Origin of the sequence: Cellulophaga sp. RHA19, from assembly GCF_002813425.1 — a bacterium.
Classification (GTDB): Bacteria; Bacteroidota; Bacteroidia; order Flavobacteriales; family Flavobacteriaceae; genus Cellulophaga.
This window is the reverse complement of the sequence record NZ_PHUL01000001.1, coordinates 792,463-811,398: the sequence shown is the minus strand read 5'-3', so window position 1 is coordinate 811,398 and position 18,936 is coordinate 792,463. Positions and strand designations below refer to the sequence as shown.

The following is an 18,936-nucleotide window of genomic DNA, read 5'->3' as shown; positions in this document are numbered from 1 at the left end:
CACTTTAAGTAAAGGTTATTAATTGTAATTATTCTTAATAACAGATGTTCGTTAACAAACCAACTAGTTTGTTTGTTGTTTTGATATATTTTGACTGAGGAGATATAACCTGTGGGAATGCAGTTTAAGATCGATAAAATACACGTTTTAAATTGATGAAGCTTGAATTAATTGCATAAGCAGACTGATTAGTTTGTAAAAACGAAATTAAAAATTGAAGATGTTGGCGTTAAAATTGAAGAATTAGCCCTAATTAAGCTAATTCTCCTATGTGAAAAAGGGCTTCCCCTTGGTTAACTACAGCTTGGTGATTAATACAAAAAACACAACCAGTAAATGGTGCTTTTATTTCTTTATTTCGTTTAGAAAAAGCATCGGTAACAATGCCAATAACAGCTCCTTTTTTTATGTCGCTGCCATTTTTAATTTTTGGTAAAAACATTCCGGCTGTTGGTGCACGTAACCACTTTCTGTTGGTTAAATAAACTGTTTCTTCTTTTTCTGCTATTAATGCTTCTGGTTTATTTAGCATATTAAAGTGATGCAGAATATTTAAAATACCTTGTACACCTTGTTCAATAGAATATTCATCTATACGCATACTTTCACCGGCTTCATATACAATAGTTGGTATCCCTTTTGTAAAAGCCGTTTTTCTAAAAGATTTAGGTATAAGGTCTGATGAAAATGTAAAAGGAGCATTAAAAATAGTGGCTAACTTTTTACTGTTTGTATCTGCTGCGGTATATCTTGTTTGGGGATAATTAGACCTTCTGCCACCACCTGTGTGTAAATCCACACCAAAATCTATCTGAGGAAAAATTTCTCTAGAAAAATGATACGCAATTCTGCTTGCTAATGAGCCCGATTTTGAGCCAGGAAAACTTCTGTTTACATCTTTACCGTCTGGTAGCTCTCTAGAAAAATGTATAAATCCAAAAATATTTAAAATTGGTACAGCAATAATGCTCCCTTTGTCAACATTAAAATACTTTTTGTCTAGCATTCTGCGTACTATTTCTATGCCGTTAATTTCGTCGCCATGTAAACCAGCTTGCACCAATAAAGTTGGTCCCGGATTTTTAGAGTTAAATACGTAAATAGGAATATCTATAATTGTACCTGTTGGTAGTCTATCTATCTTTATGCTTACCAGTTTCTCTTGTCCAGGTTTAACACTTTCTGTGCCAATAGTAATGGTTTTATTTTCTTCTTTTAAATGCATTTTTCTCTACGTATTCTATAATTTTCTCTGCAACGTTAATTCCTGTGGCACTTTCTATACCTTCTAAGCCAGGTGATGCATTTACCTCTATTAACAAAGGACCGTTTTTAGATCGTATTAAGTCTACGCCAGCAACTCCTAAATCTAATTGTTTAACTGCTCTAAGTGCTATTTTGCATTCAAAAGCTGTTGGCTCTATCATTTGTGCAGTTGCACCTCTGTGTACATTAGACCTAAACTCACCTGCTTCGCTAGTTCTTTTCATACTAGCAACAATTTTGTTGCCTACAACAAAAATGCGAATATCTTCTCCGTTAGATTCTGCTATAAACTTCTGAATTAGAATACTCGTATCCATCTTGTAAAACGTATCTATAATAGACTTGGCAGATTTTTTAGTCTCTGCTAATATTACGCCAAGACCTTGTGTGCCTTCTTGCAGTTTAATAATTACGGGTGTTCCGCCAAGTAATGCTATTTGAGATTCTATGTTATTTGGATTTATAGAAAACAATGTTTCTGGAATAGGAACACCACATCTAGACATAATTTGTAATGTTTTTACTTTATTACGGGCTTTTATAATGCTTAAAGATTTTACAGTAGTAAAAACACCATTTAGCTCAAACTCTCTAACAACAGCAGCACCGTGTCTTGTTACCTTGTTTCCTATTCTAGGAATTATAGCATCAAACTCATTTGTAATGTCTTCTTCATTAAGATATACTTTGGGTGTATCTGCACCAAGTTTAACAGAGCACTTAGTGTGGTCTATTAACTCTATGTAATGCCCTCTTTTTTCTGCTTCTTGTGCAATTCTACGGGTAGAATATACTGCCATACTAACAGAAAGTAGCCCAATGTCCATCTTTTAGATCTTAATAATTTTCTATGAATATCGGTCAAAAATAATAATTAAGAGAATTGTTACTCTAACTTTCTTTAAATTAATTCTAAATATGCTACATAATCAGGGCAAAGTTTGTTGATAACTTAATTGCGTCGTAAATTTGTAGAACAAAAACTAACAACAAATGAGCGGATTTTTTAAATCTTCAATTGGTAGAAAGTATGCAATGGCACTTTCTGCTTTATTTTTAATGTTTTTTCTACTTCAGCACTTTGCTATTAACATTTTATCGGTATTTAGTCCAAACGCATTTAATGAGGCTTCTCATTTTATGGGTACTTTTTGGGCTGTGCAGTATTTATTACAGCCGATTTTAATTTTTGGAGTAATGTATCATTTTATAATGGGCTTTATTCTTGAATTTAAAAATAGACAAGCAAGAGTAGTAAAATATGCTAAAAATAATGGAGCAGCTAATTCTAGCTGGATGAGTAGGAATATGATTTATAGCGGTTTGGCTATACTAGGTTTCTTGGTGCTTCACTTTATTGATTTCTGGTTACCAGAAATAGACACAAAATACATCCAAGGCGATATGTCTGGATTATTAGCAGATGGGGAAGGCTTTCGTTATTACGAAGAGCTAACGCACAAGTTTGTTAACCCATTAAGAGTTGGCGCTTATGTTTTGGCATTTGTGTTTTTATCTTTACACCTTATGCACGGATTTAGTTCTGCGTTTCAATCTTCTGGAGTTAGCTCTATGAGAAAACAAAAGCTTCAGGCTTTTGGTAAGGCTTATGCTATAATACTTCCTTTAGGATTTATTTTTATAGCCCTTTTTCATTATTTTAATCATTAATAATATAGTATCATATGTCTGTATTAGATTCTAAAGTACCTAAAGGCCCTCTTAAAACTAAGTGGACCGATTATAAAAACCATATAGATTTAGTTAACCCGGCTAACAAACGTAACATAGATGTTATTGTTGTTGGTACTGGTTTGGCAGGTGGTTCTGCTGCTGCTACATTAGCAGAGTTAGGTTACAATGTAAAAACATTTTGCTACCAAGATTCTCCGCGTAGAGCACACTCTATTGCGGCACAAGGTGGTATAAATGCAGCAAAAAATTATCAAGGAGATGGAGATTCTACTTACCGTTTGTTTTATGACACGGTTAAAGGAGGAGATTACCGTTCTCGTGAGGCAAACGTTTATCGTTTGGCTGAGGTTTCTGCCAATATTATAGATCAGTGTGTAGCACAAGGGGTTCCTTTTGCTCGTGATTACGGCGGATTATTAGATAACCGTTCTTTTGGAGGAGTATTAGTTTCTAGAACTTTTTATGCTAAAGGGCAAACAGGACAACAGTTATTATTAGGAGCATATTCTGCAATGAACAGACAAATTGCACGTGGTAAAATTACACCGTTCAATCGTCATGAAATGTTAGATGTTGTAAAAATAGATGGTAAAGCGCGTGGTATTATTGCTCGTAACTTAGTTACAGGAGAAATAGAACGTCATTCTGCACACGCAGTTGTAATTGCTTCTGGTGGTTATGGTAACGTTTATTTCTTGTCTACAAATGCAATGGGTTCTAATGCAACTGCTGCTTGGAAAATACATAAAAAGGGAGCATTTTTTGCAAACCCTTGTTATACTCAAATTCACCCAACGTGTATTCCGCGTTCAGGAGACTATCAATCTAAATTAACATTGATGTCAGAATCTTTGCGTAATGATGGTCGTATTTGGGTTCCTAAAAATATGGATGATGTTTTAGCAATTCGTGAAGGCAAGAAAAAGCCGACCGATTTGTCTGAAGATGAAAGAGATTATTACTTAGAAAGAAGATACCCTGCATTTGGTAACTTAGTACCGCGTGATGTTGCATCTAGAGCAGCAAAAGAACGTTGTGATGCTGGTTACGGTGTTAATGCAACTGGTGAAGCTGTTTATTTAGATTTTGCCTCTGCTATTGAAAGATATGGTAAAGAGCAGGCTAAAATTCATAATATAGCTAATGCTTCTGCAGATAAGATATATGAATTAGGTGCTGCAATAGTTAAGGCTAAATATGGTAACCTTTTTCAGATGTACGAGAAAATTGTAGATCAAGATCCTTATAAAACTCCAATGATGATATACCCAGCGGTACATTATACAATGGGTGGTGTATGGGTAGATTATAACTTAATGACTACTGTAGACGGTTTATACTGTATTGGTGAAGCAAACTTCTCTGATCACGGTGCAAACAGATTAGGAGCTTCTGCTTTAATGCAAGGTTTAGCAGATGGTTATTTTGTTTTGCCTTATACAATTGGAGATTATCTTTCTCACGAAATTAGAACAGGTAAAATTCCTACTGATACACCAGAGTTTGATGCTGCTGAAAAGGAAGTGACAGATAAAATTAACTTCTTTGTAAATAATAAAGGATCTCATTCTGTAGATTATTACCATAAGAAATTAGGTAATATTATGTGGGAGAAATGTGGTATGTCTCGTAACGCACAAGGGTTAAGAGAGGCAATGGTAGAGATTAAAGAATTACGTGAAGATTTTTACAAAAACGTTAGTGTTCCAGGTAATGCAAATGAATTAAATAGCGAATTAGAGAAGGCTGGTCGTGTAGCAGATTTCTTAGAGCTAGGAGAGTTGTTTGCAAAAGATGCTTTGGAAAGAGAAGAGTCTTGTGGTGGTCACTTTAGAGAAGAGTCTGTAGAGTTAGATGGTGAGCAAAAGGGTGAAGCTAAGCGTAATGATAAGGAGTTTGCTTTTGTTTCTGCTTGGGAATATAAAGGAGAACCTGGAGATGCTATTTTACACAAAGAAGACCTTGAGTTTAACGAAATTGAATTAAAACAACGTTCATATAAATAAGATAGACATTATGAATTTAACACTTAAAATTTGGCGTCAAAAAGATGCTCAATCTAAAGGTCAGATGGTCGATTATAAAGTGACTGAGATCTCAGAACATATGTCTTTCTTAGAAATGATGGATGTTTTAAACGAACAGTTAATTAACTCTGGTGAGGAGCCAGTAGCTTTTGATCATGATTGTCGCGAAGGTATTTGCGGTATGTGCTCTATGTATATTAATGGTGAAGCTCACGGGCCAGATAGAGGGGTAACTACATGTCAATTGCACATGCGTATGTTTAAAGATGGTGATACTATTACAATAGAGCCATTTAGAGCAGCTGCATTTCCTGTATTAAAGGATTTAGTTGTAGATAGAGGTGCTTTTGATCGTATACAACACGCAGGTGGTTATATATCTGTAAACACTTCTGGTAATACACAAGATGCTAACGCAATTCCTATTTCTAAGCACGCTGCAGATGAAGCTATGGATGCTGCAACTTGTATTGGGTGTGGTGCTTGTGTTGCAAGTTGTAAAAACTCTTCGGCTATGTTGTTTGTGGGAGCTAAAGTATCTCAGTATGCTTTATTGCCACAAGGACAAGTAGAAGCAACAGACCGTGTTAAAAATATGGTTGCTCAAATGGATCTAGAAGGTTTTGGTAACTGTACTAACACAGGTGCTTGTGAGGTAGAATGTCCTAAAGGAATTTCTTTAGAGAACATTGCACGTATGAACCGTGAATTTTTATCTGCAAACATTAAAGGATAAGCTAAAATAAGTTACAGCGTAACTATTTACATAAAATTAAAAATCCCAAGTTGTATGTACAGCTTGGGATTTTTTATGTTTTGCTTTTTAATCGGCGTAATTTGGAATGTAAGTACTGCCTGTTACAATAGCTTTTAAATCCTTTTCTAGGCTTATTACGGGCGATTCTACTATTCGGTTAACTTCCTTATTATTTTTGTATAAAATAAACGTGGGAACGTGTGTAATGTTTAATCCTTTTTCTTCTCCTCCAGGACTTTTTTTGTAGTTATTTTTTGCATTGTCTACAGCCACTATGCTAAAATTTTCCATTGGAAAGTTAGCGGCTTCTAGTATTTTATAAAAAGGAGGTGTTTCTCTTTTGCTATCTCCGCACCAAGTGCCCATAAAAGCAACTATTTTGTATTTTTTTAAATCTTCTTTTATTGTGTTTAGTGTTTTTGTGTCTACCTTGTAGTCATTATAATTAGGTGTAAACCAATTTGCAAATGAGTTTTGTGTTAAATCAGACTTGCTAATCTTGCCTAGTAAGCGCTCTCTGTTGTTATGGTCTTTTGGAATTTGTGCAGAAACAGATGTAACAAATAAGAGAAGTGCTAGTATTAGTGTTGTGTGTGTGATTTTTTTCATTTTAACTGAATTTTATACTAAGTTATATCCTCTAGGTAACATAATCAAGCGTTTTAAGGCTATTTTATGATGTAATGAAGTTTGTGTGTAGTAAAGGTAGGTAATTCTTATTTCTCTTTATATTGAAGGTAGTAAAAGGGTGTATTGTCTTTTTAGTGTAAAAAATCTGTTATTAAAAACTGTTTTAAAATAGAAAAGGAGCGGCATTTTAAATGCAGCTCCTTTTAATGTCTTTGCTTTAAACTCATTTATGATATCATAAATAGTTTTTTTGTTAGGCTAATAATTCCAGAAAAAAAGTTCTTCTTGTAAATTACTTTCTGTGTTGTAGGATAAATTTGGGTGCTCATAGTTATATTGTTTAAAGTTGTAATTTAAGGTTAAGCTTTTATACAATGTAAATATATGTGCATACTTTAAAATTGTAAAACAATTGTTGTAAAATGGCTTTTTTTTGTTGCAAGCGCCTAGTTTTTTGTTTAAATATCCATCTCAGGAACATCGCCATTAATAATTAATGTTCCTTTTGTGGCTTTTTTAATTTCCTCTACAGATACCCCTGGTGCGCGTTCTAAAAGTAAAAAACCGTCTTTTGTAACCTCTAAAACGGCAAGGTTGGTTACTATCTTTTTTACACAACCAACGCCTGTTAATGGTAATGTACATTTGTCTAGTAATTTAGATTCGCCAGCGCGGTTGGTGTGCATCATTGCAACAATAATATTTTCGGCAGAAGCAACTAAATCCATAGCGCCCCCCATGCCTTTTACCATTTTACCTGGAATTTTCCAGTTGGCAATATCTCCGTTTTCAGAAACTTCCATAGCGCCTAAAATGGTAAGGTCTACGTGTTGTCCTCTTATCATTCCAAAACTAGTGGCAGAATCAAAAAAAGAAGCTCCAGGAAGCGTTGTAATGGTTTGTTTGCCGGCGTTAATAATATCAGCATCTTCCTCGCCTTCAAAAGGAAAAGGACCCATACCTAATACGCCATTTTCACTCTGGAACTCAACACTAATATCATTATTTACAAAATTGGCTACTAACGTTGGTATACCAATACCAAGATTTACATAAAACCCGTCTTGTACTTCCTTTGCTATACGTTTAGCTATTCCGTTTTTATCTAGCATAATAGTTACTATAAAATTGAATATTATTTAAGTTGATAAGCTACCTGCGTCTTATCATATATTTGTTAAAGGTGTTAGTTGCGCTACTTTCTACAGACATAAAAATTATGGGAATTCCAAATGCAACTGTTCCAATAGCTCCAAAAATAGACCATAAAATTATTGCGGTTATAAGACCAATTATAGCTCCTATAACTATTAACCTTTTGTCTTGTACTGCTGTAATTTTATTAATGTGTACTTTTTCCTTAGAGTTACAATTTTTACAATTGGTGTCAAAATTATCACCAATTTTCATATGCAGATCTCCTCTGGTTGCTATTACTGGTGTGTAGTAATTTGTTGCTTTGCAAGAAGGACATCTATACGATAGTTTCATAAACAATTTTTGTATTACCCTCTAGCTCTAACGGTACGTTGTTCTATTCTTTTTTGATAGTCTTTTCCTTGAAAAATTCGTTGCACAAATATACCGGGAACGTGAATTTCATTAGGATCTAAACTTCCTGCGGGTAGTAACTCTTCAACCTCTGCAACAGTTATTGTAGCTGCGCCACACATTACTGCATTAAAGTTACGAGCAGTTCCTTTAAATATAAGGTTGCCAGCTTCATCACCTTTCCAAGCTTTTACAAAAGCAAAGTCTGCTTTTGCGGCTTCCTCTAAAACATACATTTTGCCGTTAAACTCTCTTGTTTCTTTCCCTTCTGCTACTTCTGTACCGTACCCAGCAGGAGTATAAAATGCAGGGAAACCAGATTGCGCAGCTCTGCATTTTTCTGCTAAGGTGCCTTGTGGTGTTAATTCTACTTCTAACTCACCGCTTAGCATTTGTCTTTCAAACTCATCATTTTCACCTACATATGAGGATACCATTTTTTTTACTTGGCGTTTTTGAAGTAATAAACCAAGACCAAAATCATCTACACCTGCATTGTTAGATATACAAGTTATGCCTGTAACATTCAGGTCAACCAATTCTGATATTGCGTTTTCTGGAATGCCGCATAAGCCAAAACCACCAACCATAAAAGTCATATTGTCTTTTACGCCTTTAAGTGCTTCTTTAACGTTTGCTACTGTTTTTCTAATCATTTTAAATAAGAATTAATTAAAAATCAAGATCGTCTATATCGTCTTCAACTTTGTTGTCTTGTTGCATTTCTTTTCTAACCTTAGCGCAATCTACGTTAATAGATAGGTTTTTGGGTTTGGTAAATGCCTTATCAGATATCCCTAAATCTTTATTTGCATAATTTGCCTTCATATACATACCCCAAATAGGTAATGCCATTGCTGCTCCTTGCCCGTATGTGATACTTTTAAAGTGTGTTGCTCTGTCTTCACCACCAACCCAAACTCCAGTAACTAGGTTTGGTACCATGCCCATAAACCAACCATCACTTTGGTTTTGTGTAGTTCCTGTTTTACCAGCAATTGGATTGCTAAGTTCGTAAGGATAGCCAGTCATAATTTCTTTATAATCTCTTCTATTTGCTTGGTATTTGTGTCTTAGCCTTGTTCCAGAACCACCTTGTGTTACACCTTCCATCAGGTTTACAACGGCATAAGCAACATCTTTACTCATAACGTCTTTTGTTTGTGGGGTGTATTCATATAAAACAGTGCCGTTTTTATCTTCAATTCTTGTAACCATTACTGGTTTTACATAAACACCTTGGTTTGCAAATGCACCATACGCACCAACCATTTCATATACACTCATATCTGCAGTACCTAAAGCAATAGATGGTACTTCTGGCAACTCTTTAGAAATGCCTAATTTTTTTGCCATTTGGACTACAGGAACAGGGCCAACTTCATCTATTAGTTTTGCTGTGACAGAATTTACGGAATTTGCTAATGCCTGTTTAAGTGTCATCATTTTTCCTGAATACTTACCGTCTGAATTTTTAGGGCACCAAGCATCTGTATTGCCGTGCTTACCAGCAGCAATACAATGTTGTGTATCCATAATAGAATCACAAGGAGATAAACGTAATTGGTCTATAGCGGCAGCATAAACAAATGGTTTAAATGTAGAACCTGCTTGTCTAGATCCACTATACACATTGTCATACTGAAAATACTTGTAATTTATACCGCCAACCCAAGCTTTAACATGTCCTGTTTGTGGTTCCATAGACATCATTGCTGTTCTTAAAAAAGATTTGTGATACCTAACAGAGTCTAAAGGAGACATTACTGTGTCTTTGTTTTTTGTTTTGCTTGTCCAGCTAAAAACCTTCATTGGAATTGGCTTTTCAAAAATGGCTCTCATTTCTTTTTCAGATTTGCCATTTCTTTTCATAGCTCTCCATCGGTCAGAAGATTTCATGCCTCGTTCTAAAATTCTATTAATTTCGCTCTTATTTAGGTCTAAAAACGGAGCATTTTTATTGCGTTCAGGTGTGTTTTGAACAAAAAACTCAGCCTGTAGTTTTGTCATATGTTTTTCTACAGCTACTTCTGCATTTTTTTGCATTCTAGAATCAATAGTAGTATAGATTTTTAATCCGTCTAAATACAGATTCCATTTTTCTCTTTCTCCTTTTAAAGCTGGTTTAGGGTTTTTCTTCGCCCAGTCGTTCATAAAACCTTGCAAGTACATTCTAAAATATGTGGCAAGACCTTCTTTGTGGTTTTCAGGAGAAAAGTTTAAGCTTAAAGGTATTTGTTGCAAAGAGTCTTTGTCTTTTTGGGTAATGTAGCCGTATTTAGCCATTTGTGCTAAAACTACATTTCTACGGTTTAAAGTTCCCTTTGGGTTTCTTTTAGGAGTAGGGTTGTATAAAGATGAATTTTTAAACATACCTACTAACATAGCAGATTCCTTAACATCTAAATCTTTAGGTTCTTTACCAAAGTAAATACGAGAAGCAGAACGTATACCATCTGCATTGTTACCAAAATCATAGATGTTAAAGTACATAGCTATAATTTCTTCTTTTGTGTATTGGCGTTCTAAACGAGTTGCAATAACCCATTCTTTAATTTTTTGAGTGTAACGTTGCCATCCTCTAGCAGCTAAGCCGGTAAATAATTGTTTAGCTAATTGTTGAGAAATGGTACTAGCTCCACCTTTTTTTCCTAAATAGAAAAATGCTCTTAAGGTGCCACGTGCATCTATACCAGAATGTTCAAAATAACGAGCATCTTCAGTTGCAACTAGGGCATCTACCAAGTGTTTTGGTAGTTGGTCATAAGCAACATCTGTTCTGTTATCATCTAAATAATATTTACCTAAAAGTTCTCCGTCAGAAGATATAATTTGACTAGCTAAATTTGTTTGTGGGTTTTCTAAACGTTCAAAATCTGGTAATTCTCCAAATGCACCCATAGATGCTAGCAGAAATACTAGTACGGCAGAAACTATACCTACTACAAATAATATCCAAAACCATTTTACAAATTTTAAAAATGGTTTACTCTCTTTTTTCTTTACAGCCTTTGCCATTGCTATTCTTTAATTTTTTCTATTTGATACCCAACATCTGTGATGCCTTCTAAATTTGCTACGCCATTAACGCTTCCGTTTTTACGCATAGCTTGTGATATTTGTAATGTATATACGCCGTTTTCTGGAAAAACGATGTTTTCTTTAAGCCATAGTTTATTTTCTTTAACGCTGCCATTGCCTTTACCTAGCCATTCGCCGTTTGGTTGTGCCATTTGATACTCTAAAGTATCTTTTATAATGGTTCCATTTGGGAAACTTAATTCTGATATTAAAAATAAGTTACTGTAAGGAAATGTGTTGTCATTTCTTAGATTGATAAAAACATTATATCTGTTTATTGTATCTGGGGCATTAAAAGAAAAATCTACGGGTTCATCTTTATTCCAGACACCATTTTTGGTTGCCTTGTATTTGGTTTCTACAATGTTAGAGTTGCAAGCTCCTAAGAGTACAAGTAAAAAAATGATAAAACTATTTCTTAGCATTTTTTGTGGGTCTTTTTTTGTTAGTGTTGTTGCTATTTGGGTTGTTATTTTTTTTGTTTGCAACAGGTCTTTTTTTAGCCGGGCTTTTGGCGTTATTTTCCTTGTTGTTAGGGTTAGGTTTTGATTTTGGTTTTGGCCTTTTACCTTTAGGGTTGTTGTTGTTGTTGTTGTTGTTGTTGTTGTTGTTGTTGTTGTTGTTGTTGTTGTTGTTGTTGTTGTTGTTGTTGCGCTTTTTATTGTTATTGTTGCGCCTCTTTTTGTTAGGTTTTTTAGGCTTGTCAAAACGTGTTAAGCTGTCTTGGCCAACAACATTTTCAAACACCATTGCTTTTTCTTCAATTACATCCTCTACAGCATAATCTTCTAGACTAGTAATTCTCTCTTTTTGTCTGTTTAAGGCAACAAGTTCATTTACTTGGTGCTTGGTAAGCATATGCCAGTTAGCGGGATCATCCTTGTATGAAAACCATAGCATCTCCTTAAAAATGTCGGTTTTTTGACAATAAGCAACTCCTTTTTCTGTAAATATTTTTGTGTCTTGACCAGGAAAGTCCTTTAAGGCATCTAGGTATACATCTAACTCATAATTTAAACAGCACTTAAGCTTGCCACATTGGCCAGCAAGTTTTTGTGGGTTTAAAGAAAGCTGTTGGTAACGAGCTGCAGCTGTACTAACAGATCTAAAATCTGTTAACCAAGTAGAGCAACATAATTCCCTGCCACACGAGCCAATACCTCCTAAGCGTTGTGCTTCTTGTCTGTATCCAATTTGACGCATTTCTATACGAATAGAAAATGCTTTTGCCATATCTTTTATCAGCTGTCTAAAATCTACTCTATCTTCTGCGGTGTAGTAAAATGTAGCCTTAGAGCCATCTCCTTGAAACTCTACATCAGAAATTTTCATTTGCAGTTTTAATGCAATTGCAATTTCTCTAGCGCGTTTTTTTATGGCTTCTTCACGATCTCTGCAATTTTGCCATGTGTCTACATCTTTCTGGTTTGCTTTTCTGTATAATTTTAAAACATCTTCACTATCTATAGCAACTTTTTTCTTTTTCATTTGAACTCTAACAAGCTCGCCTGTAAGTGTTACCATACCAACATCATAACCAGATTTGGCCTCGGTTACTACTAAGTCTCCTATTGCAAGAGATAACTTATCTGTATTTTTAAAAAATTCTTTTCTACTGTTTTTAAAGCGTACCTCTACGCAATTAAAAGGCTCTGCGCCGTTTGGCAACGACATATTAGAAAGCCAATCAAAAACCGTTAATTTATTACAGCCATCTGTTCCGCAAGTACCATTGTTCTTACATCCTTTTGGTTGGCCGTCTTTACCAGTTGAACAACTGCTACAACCCATATTATATATATTGATTTGACTAAAAAAACAAAGCTGCTTTTTGTCAAAAAAGGTTCATATTAATTTACTTAACCGTAAAGATACTATTTTTAAGTTGAAAATAATAAGGAGGTACTTTATTGCATAATGTTAATTATGTAAAATTGAAAATTCAGTCTTAAGAATGAGTCAGTTTTAATTAAAAAAGGCAGTTAAAATCTCTTGATTTTAACTGCCTTTAAAATGTATTTTTGAGTTTGTAAAAGTCTTACTTTTTGTATTTTAAAACTTCAGATCTTCCTTTTTTAAATATTTTGTTGCTAACGGTTTTTCCGCGTCTCAATTCTTTTTGCTCTTCAAAAGGTAATGCGTGTATATCTTTACATTCTGTGGAGCAGCAATTGTCCATTTCTGCAGCGCATTTTTTACATTGTATAAACAATAAATGGCAAGCTTCATTAGCGCAATTTACGTGCTCGTCACAAGGTTCTCCACATTGGTGACAATTTGCAATTACATCATTAGTAATGCGTTCTCCTCTTCTGTGGTCAAAAACAAAGTTTTTGCCAATAAACTTATTTTCTAAGTTTTTATCGTTTACTTGTCTAGTGTATTCTATAATACCGCCATCTAGTTGGTATACATTTTTAAAACCTTTGTGTTTGTAGTATGCGCTGGCTTTTTCACAACGGATGCCCCCTGTGCAATACATTACTAGTTTTTTGTCTTCTTTATGGTCTTTTAAATCGTTTTCTATAATATCTAAAGAATCTCTAAAAGTGTCCACATCTGGTGTAACAGCATTTTTAAAGTGACCAATTTCACTCTCGTAATGGTTGCGCATATCTACCAAAACAGTATTTGGATCTTCAATAAGCTCATTAAATTTTTCAGCATTAACGTGTACTCCTCTGTTTGTAACATCAAAAGAGTCATCATTTAAGCCATCTGCAACAATTTTGTTACGCACTTTTACCTTTAGCTTTAAAAAGGACATGTTGTCTTGTTCAATAGCTATGTTTAATCGTACATTTTCTAAAAAAGTAATGCTATCTAAATGCTCTTTAAAGGCATTAAAATTTTCTGCAGGAACAGATAATTGGGCATTTATACCCTCTGTGGCTACGTAAATACGACCAAGAACATCCATCTGGTCCCAGGTAATAAAAAGGTGATCTCTAAATAAAGAGGTGTTGCCTATGTGCGCATATTTGTAGAAAGAAATGGTTAGGCGTTCCTTACCAGCCTCTTCAATAAGGGCTGCTCTTTCCTTGGCGCTTAATGTATTGTACAGTTGCATGCTATACTAATTTTATTAAGTTAAAGAATAGCGGCAAAGGTAAAAACTATTACACTTTTAGGCAACAAAAAAGGACCTTAACACATAGTTAGGTCCTTTTTAGATGCTTTTTTCTACTTAATCAACAAAGCAGAAAAAATAATTTTGCCTTAGAATAACGGAATCCTAGGGCGCCTTCGTTTTAGGATTGAAAGTGAACACACCTTGTAGATGCGGCTTTGGTAAAAAGGTTGCGTTGGCATTGTATTATGACAAAAGAAGTGGTAATTTAGCGGTACAAACACTATTAAAAATGAGCAACGAAAAAGAAGCAAAATTAAAAGCGTTAAAATTAACTTTAGACAAGCTAGATAAGACTTACGGTAAAGGTGCTGTAATGAAAATGGGTGATAAAGTTGTAGAGGATGTAGCTGTTATCTCTTCCGGATCTTTAGGTTTAGATATTGCCTTAGGTGTAAACGGTTATCCACGTGGTAGAGTGGTAGAAATATACGGTCCAGAATCTTCTGGTAAAACTACATTAACGTTGCACGCTATAGCAGAGACGCAAAAAGCAGGTGGTATTGCAGCATTTATTGATGCAGAGCACGCTTTTGATCGTTTTTATGCAGAAAAATTAGGAGTAGATATAGATAATTTAATTATTTCTCAGCCAGACCATGGTGAGCAGGCTTTAGAAATTGCAGATAATTTAATTAGATCTGGTGCTATTGATATAGTTATTGTGGATTCTGTTGCTGCTTTAACGCCTAAGAGTGAAATTGAAGGTGAAATGGGTGATTCTAAAATGGGATTACACGCAAGACTTATGTCACAAGCATTACGTAAGTTAACTAGTTCTATTAGTAAAACTAATTGTACTGTTATATTTATTAACCAGTTAAGAGAAAAAATTGGAGTTATGTTTGGTAACCCAGAAACTACTACTGGTGGTAATGCATTAAAATTTTACGCTTCTGTACGTTTAGATATTAGAAGGTCTACACAAATTAAAAGTACAGATGGTGATGTTTTAGGTAACAAAACACGTGTTAAGGTTGTTAAAAACAAAGTTGCACCACCATTTAGAACTACTGAGTTCGATATTATGTATGGAGCAGGTATATCTAAAGTGGGAGAAATTTTAGATTTAGGTGTGCAGTACGAAATAATTAAGAAAAGTGGGTCTTGGTTTAGTTATGGCGATACTAAACTTGGTCAAGGTAGGGATGCTGTTAAAAATATATTAGCAGATAACCCAGAATTGCTTGAAGAGTTAGAGGTTAAAATTAAAGATGCTATTAAGGCTCTTGCCGAATAATTTTATACAAAAATTACAATTCCTTTTGCTTTTAGAAGGAAAATTCTACAAAATCCCGATTTTTTCGGGATTTTGTTGTTTTTAACGCAACCTTACTGTTTATAGACCATCTAAGGAGTAACTATTAATTTTATTACAGATGAAAAAAAGTTTAAGTATTTTAATGCTTGTGATAGCGAGTTTTTCCTTTACGGCTTGTTCTTTAGATGATGATGATAATACTAATTTTAAATATGTAAATTTAGAGGTAATAAGTGCAGAGGTTCCTGAAGCTTTTGAGTTTGGAGAAAAGTATACCATTTTTGTTACTTATGCGAGTCCAAATACTTGTACTTATTTTGAGGGTTTTGATATTCATAAACACCAATTAACAGAGCGTGAAGTGTACCCAATTGGTACAGAGTTAACTGGTAGTAATGATTGCCAAGAAAGTACAGAAGAGGTAGAGGTCTCTTTTGACTTTGAAGTAATCTATAAAGAAGATTATTTATTTAAATTCTGGACAGGACAAAACTCAGATGGTGAAGACCAGTACATAGAGATTGCGGTACCAGTAAACGAATAAAATATTTATAACCAACTAGTATATCTTTATTGGACTTAAACGAAACTATACATAATTGTGTAAAGGGTAATAGAGCTGCGCAAGAGCAACTTTATCGCCATTACGCACCTATGCTTTATGGTGTTTGTTTAAAATATTCTAAAAACAAAGTTGAGGCAGAAGATAATTTACACGATAGTTTTATGACCATTTTTGATAAAATTGGTCAGTTTAAATTTAATGGCTCTTTTGATGGTTGGATAAAGCGCATTACTGTAAATACTGTTTTACAGAAGTATAGAAAAGAGAGCTATGTAGCAATTAAACAAGAAGAGGAGATAGAAGAGCCTGTAGAAATAGAGGTGGGCGAAAGTTCACCTTCATTGTCTGTTTTACTAGGTTATATACAAGAGTTGCCGTACAAATACAGGACAACATTTAATTTATATGTATTAGACGGCTATACGCACAAGGAAATAGGAGATTTGTTAGGTACAACAGCAGGGACATCTAAGTCTAATTTGGCTAGAGCACGACAAATTTTAAAGGGTAAAATAGAAAAAACAAAATTAAAAATAGTAGTAGCAATAGTGCTGTTTTGTCTTCTGCAATGGTAATTGTATGTAGTTTATATTATATAAAATGAGTAAAGAAAATTTAGACAAGCTTTTTCAAGATAAGTTTAAGGACTTTGGAGATGTGCCAGACGAAAAAGTGTGGCAGAAGCTTAATATGTCTTTAGACCAAAAGAAAAAAGATAGACTTGTAATTCCTATTTGGTGGAAGCTTGGAGGAATAGCTGCTGCTTTAGCGCTATTGTTTTTTGCAATAAAACCTTTTTTTAAGAATGATAATGCAGTAGTGCCAGTAATTACAGATACAGAAAAGGTATTGCCTAATACTAATGTTGAGGTTGTTAGTAAAGATGCTAACATAATTGAGAAAGATGCATCTAATGACAGTAAGTCGGATTTAAATATTGAAGAAGAAGTAGTTGTTGGTACAACTAGTACTAAAAAGAATAAGGAAACTTCAGTTGTAAAAAATACATCTGTTGCTCATAAAAAAAATGCTAGTTTTAATGCTTTTGCAGCGACACAAAAGAGTGGCTATAGAGTAAATAGAGAGGGCAATACTTCTTTAGAAGCTAAAAATGGATATTCTAATAATGTTGCAGATGCTTCAATAAAGAATAAAAATGCTAAGCAAGAGAATTTAGAGGCTGGTAATGTGGATAATGTTGAAGCAAAGTCTTTATCGGTCTTAAAAGATAAAAAAGAAGAATTTTTGTCTAAACAAATAGAAAAAGCTGTTGTAGATATTGATACTGTTGGTAAAAAATCTATTTACGATGCCATAAAAGAGAACAAGGAAGAAACTGTTGCGTCTGCCAAAACGGACAAATGGTCTGTAGGAGCTAATGTTGCACCTGTGTATTTTAATTCTTTAAAAGATGGTTCTCCAGTAGATCCTAGTTTTGTATCTAACTCAAAATCCGGTAATGTAAATATGAGTTATGGTGTAACTGTGGCTTATGAGGTAAGTAAAAAATTGAGTATCCGCTCTGGTGTGCATAAAGTAGATTATGGCTATAATACCAATAATGTGTTTTTTAAGTCTGCATTTGATCCGGCAAGTAATAGTATGGTTAATACTATAGATTATAATGCAAGTGCAGAGAGTATTGTTATACAAACTAATAGAGATGTACTTTCGGAACCTAGTAATTCTAAGTTAGAAGAGGTTAGTTATGCCGCTAAAAGCACAAGTAGAGAAGGTAAAATGGTACAACAATTTGGGTATTTAGAAGTTCCTTTAGAGCTTAATTATGCGCTAATAGATGGTAATTTCGGTGTGCATTTAATTGGTGGTGTAAGTTCTTTGTTTTTGGTAGATGATTCTATCTCATTAGAATCGGAAAATTTAGTAACTAAAATAGGAGAGTCTAATAATATAAACAGTCTTAATTTTAGCACCAATATTGGGTTTGGATTAAACTATAAGTTTACGCCTAATATGCAGCTAAGTGTAGAGCCAATGTTTAAGTATCAGTTAAATACATTTTCTAATACTTCTGGAGATTTTCAGCCTTTTTCTATGGGTGTGTATAGTGGTCTTAGCTTTAAGTTTTAAAAAGATATACCAGTTGGTTTTTTACTTTGCAGCTCTTTAAGTATAACGTTTCGTACATCTTCTCTTAATGTTGCTTTATGTTCTTCGTCTAGCTCATTGGTTTCAAAAAAGGAATGAATTTTTACGCGCAATAAACCCGGACTTCCACTAAAAAAGGTAAAAGAAAATCTTTTTTTACAGTCTAAAAATGTCATTGGCACAATAGGTATTTTATGAGCAATAGCCATCTTAAAAGCGCCATCTTTAAACTCATCTAAAATAACGTCTTCTTCTGGTACGCCACCTTCAGGAAAAATACAAATACTTAGTCCTTGTTTTAGTCTTCTTTGTGCACGCATATATACAGCAGTTCTACTTTTGGTATTGCTGCGGTCTACCATAATACACACACGTTTGTAAAAGAAACCAAATAGCGGAATTTTAACCAACTCTTTTTTGCCCACAAACACAAAGGGGTTTCTACTAGCGCGTAACATTAGCATAATGTCTAACATACTAGTATGGTTTGCAACTAGCATATAGCTTTTTCCTTTTTCTATCTTTTGTTCTCTTTTTATTTGTTGCGGGCAACCCATACCTAATAAAATAGGTCTTGCCCAAAGGTTGCGTGCTAACCAAAAAAAGTATGGATACCATTTTTCTTTAATGCAAAAGATAAATAATAACGGAAAAAATAAGAGTATAGGTAATGCCACAAGTATGTAAAACCAAATGCGGTAAATTAGGTGACCTATGTTTTTAATAAAAGTGAACATAGCTTCAAAAATAGCAATTAATTAAAACTATGGTTAAAAAAGTTTACTTTTTAAATAATATCAAACTAAAAAAACCAAAAACCAAAATGTTGGTCTATTCTTCTATTTGCATTACCTTTGATTTTTA

General features: G+C 34.1%; 18 protein-coding genes. 7 read left to right on the top strand and 11 right to left on the bottom strand.

Going from position 1 to position 18,936, the window contains the following annotated elements; all coding sequences use genetic code 11:
* Positions 1-253 precede the first annotated feature (253 nt).
* Positions 254-1,225 carry a succinylglutamate desuccinylase/aspartoacylase family protein gene (locus tag AX016_RS03615; protein WP_100894313.1) on the bottom strand — a complete coding sequence of 324 codons (972 nt, stop codon included), beginning with the start codon at positions 1,223-1,225 and terminating at the stop codon, positions 254-256.
* Positions 1,203-2,093, bottom strand: a complete 891-nt coding sequence (locus AX016_RS03610) for a RimK family alpha-L-glutamate ligase (RefSeq protein WP_100894312.1) — start codon at positions 2,091-2,093, stop codon at positions 1,203-1,205. Before AX016_RS03610 ends, AX016_RS03615 begins: the two co-directional genes overlap by 23 nt.
* Positions 2,094-2,259: 166 nt before the next feature.
* On the opposite strand from AX016_RS03610, the gene AX016_RS03605 reads away from it, so the two are divergent.
* From AX016_RS03605 to AX016_RS03595, 3 genes are read left to right on the top strand one after another with little or no spacing between them, the layout of a single operon-like run.
* A complete protein-coding gene (locus AX016_RS03605) occupies positions 2,260-2,937 on the top strand; it encodes a succinate dehydrogenase cytochrome b subunit (protein ID WP_100894311.1) in 678 nt (225 codons plus the stop codon).
* A gap of 14 nt (positions 2,938-2,951) precedes the next feature.
* The gene (locus AX016_RS03600; RefSeq protein ID WP_100894310.1) at positions 2,952-4,967 is read left to right on the top strand and encodes a fumarate reductase/succinate dehydrogenase flavoprotein subunit; all 2,016 of its coding nucleotides are present in this window, start codon (positions 2,952-2,954) and stop codon (positions 4,965-4,967) included.
* Between the two features lie 10 nt (positions 4,968-4,977).
* On the top strand, positions 4,978-5,724 hold the full coding sequence (locus AX016_RS03595; protein ID WP_100894309.1) for a succinate dehydrogenase/fumarate reductase iron-sulfur subunit: 747 nt from the start codon (positions 4,978-4,980) through the stop codon (positions 5,722-5,724).
* An 87-nt stretch (positions 5,725-5,811) separates the two neighbouring features.
* Here the strand turns inward: AX016_RS03595 and AX016_RS03590 are convergent, their stop codons facing one another.
* The 8 genes from AX016_RS03590 to trhO all read right to left on the bottom strand — a co-directional run bounded on the left by AX016_RS03590 (position 5,812) and on the right by trhO (position 14,077).
* On the bottom strand, positions 5,812-6,354 hold the full coding sequence (locus tag AX016_RS03590) for a thioredoxin family protein (RefSeq protein ID WP_100894308.1): 543 nt from the start codon (positions 6,352-6,354) through the stop codon (positions 5,812-5,814).
* A 479-nt stretch (positions 6,355-6,833) separates the two neighbouring features.
* Positions 6,834-7,487: a 3-oxoacid CoA-transferase subunit B gene (locus AX016_RS03585; RefSeq protein ID WP_100894307.1), complete on the bottom strand. Its 654-nt coding sequence runs from the start codon at positions 7,485-7,487 to the stop codon at positions 6,834-6,836.
* A gap of 40 nt (positions 7,488-7,527) precedes the next feature.
* Positions 7,528-7,866 carry a hypothetical protein gene (locus AX016_RS03580; protein WP_100894306.1) on the bottom strand — a complete coding sequence of 113 codons (339 nt, stop codon included), beginning with the start codon at positions 7,864-7,866 and terminating at the stop codon, positions 7,528-7,530.
* A gap of 14 nt (positions 7,867-7,880) precedes the next feature.
* A complete protein-coding gene (locus AX016_RS03575) occupies positions 7,881-8,582 on the bottom strand; it encodes a CoA transferase subunit A (RefSeq protein ID WP_100894305.1) in 702 nt (233 codons plus the stop codon).
* Positions 8,583-8,598: 16 nt separating this feature from the next.
* Entirely contained in the window at positions 8,599-10,944 is a 2,346-nt protein-coding gene (locus AX016_RS03570; RefSeq protein WP_100894304.1) for a penicillin-binding protein 1A, read from the bottom strand.
* 2 nt (positions 10,945-10,946) lie between these two features.
* Complete coding sequence (locus AX016_RS03565; protein WP_100896794.1) at positions 10,947-11,432, bottom strand: gliding motility lipoprotein GldH; 486 nt, start codon at positions 11,430-11,432, stop codon at positions 10,947-10,949.
* The gene (locus tag AX016_RS03560) at positions 11,419-12,798 is read right to left on the bottom strand and encodes a PSP1 domain-containing protein (RefSeq protein ID WP_100894303.1); all 1,380 of its coding nucleotides are present in this window, start codon (positions 12,796-12,798) and stop codon (positions 11,419-11,421) included. The genes AX016_RS03565 and AX016_RS03560 overlap by 14 nt, the downstream gene beginning before the upstream one ends.
* A gap of 247 nt (positions 12,799-13,045) precedes the next feature.
* Positions 13,046-14,077, bottom strand: a complete 1,032-nt coding sequence (trhO, locus tag AX016_RS03555; RefSeq protein WP_100894302.1) for an oxygen-dependent tRNA uridine(34) hydroxylase TrhO — start codon at positions 14,075-14,077, stop codon at positions 13,046-13,048.
* A gap of 292 nt (positions 14,078-14,369) precedes the next feature.
* On the opposite strand from trhO, the gene recA reads away from it, so the two are divergent.
* From recA to AX016_RS03535, 4 genes are all read left to right on the top strand, one after another.
* A complete protein-coding gene (gene recA / locus AX016_RS03550) occupies positions 14,370-15,377 on the top strand; it encodes a recombinase RecA (RefSeq protein WP_100896793.1) in 1,008 nt (335 codons plus the stop codon).
* Positions 15,378-15,516: 139 nt separating this feature from the next.
* Positions 15,517-15,942, top strand: a complete 426-nt coding sequence (locus AX016_RS03545) for a hypothetical protein (protein WP_100894301.1) — start codon at positions 15,517-15,519, stop codon at positions 15,940-15,942.
* A 29-nt stretch (positions 15,943-15,971) separates the two neighbouring features.
* Positions 15,972-16,538, top strand: a complete 567-nt coding sequence (locus AX016_RS03540; RefSeq protein WP_100894300.1) for an RNA polymerase sigma factor — start codon at positions 15,972-15,974, stop codon at positions 16,536-16,538.
* 25 nt (positions 16,539-16,563) lie between these two features.
* On the top strand, positions 16,564-18,054 hold the full coding sequence (locus tag AX016_RS03535) for an outer membrane beta-barrel protein (RefSeq protein ID WP_100894299.1): 1,491 nt from the start codon (positions 16,564-16,566) through the stop codon (positions 18,052-18,054).
* Here the strand turns inward: AX016_RS03535 and AX016_RS03530 are convergent.
* Positions 18,051-18,809 carry a lysophospholipid acyltransferase family protein gene (locus AX016_RS03530; RefSeq protein WP_100894298.1) on the bottom strand — a complete coding sequence of 253 codons (759 nt, stop codon included), beginning with the start codon at positions 18,807-18,809 and terminating at the stop codon, positions 18,051-18,053. The two genes, AX016_RS03535 and AX016_RS03530, sit on opposite strands and share 4 nt — an antisense overlap.
* Positions 18,810-18,936: the final 127 nt, after the last annotated feature.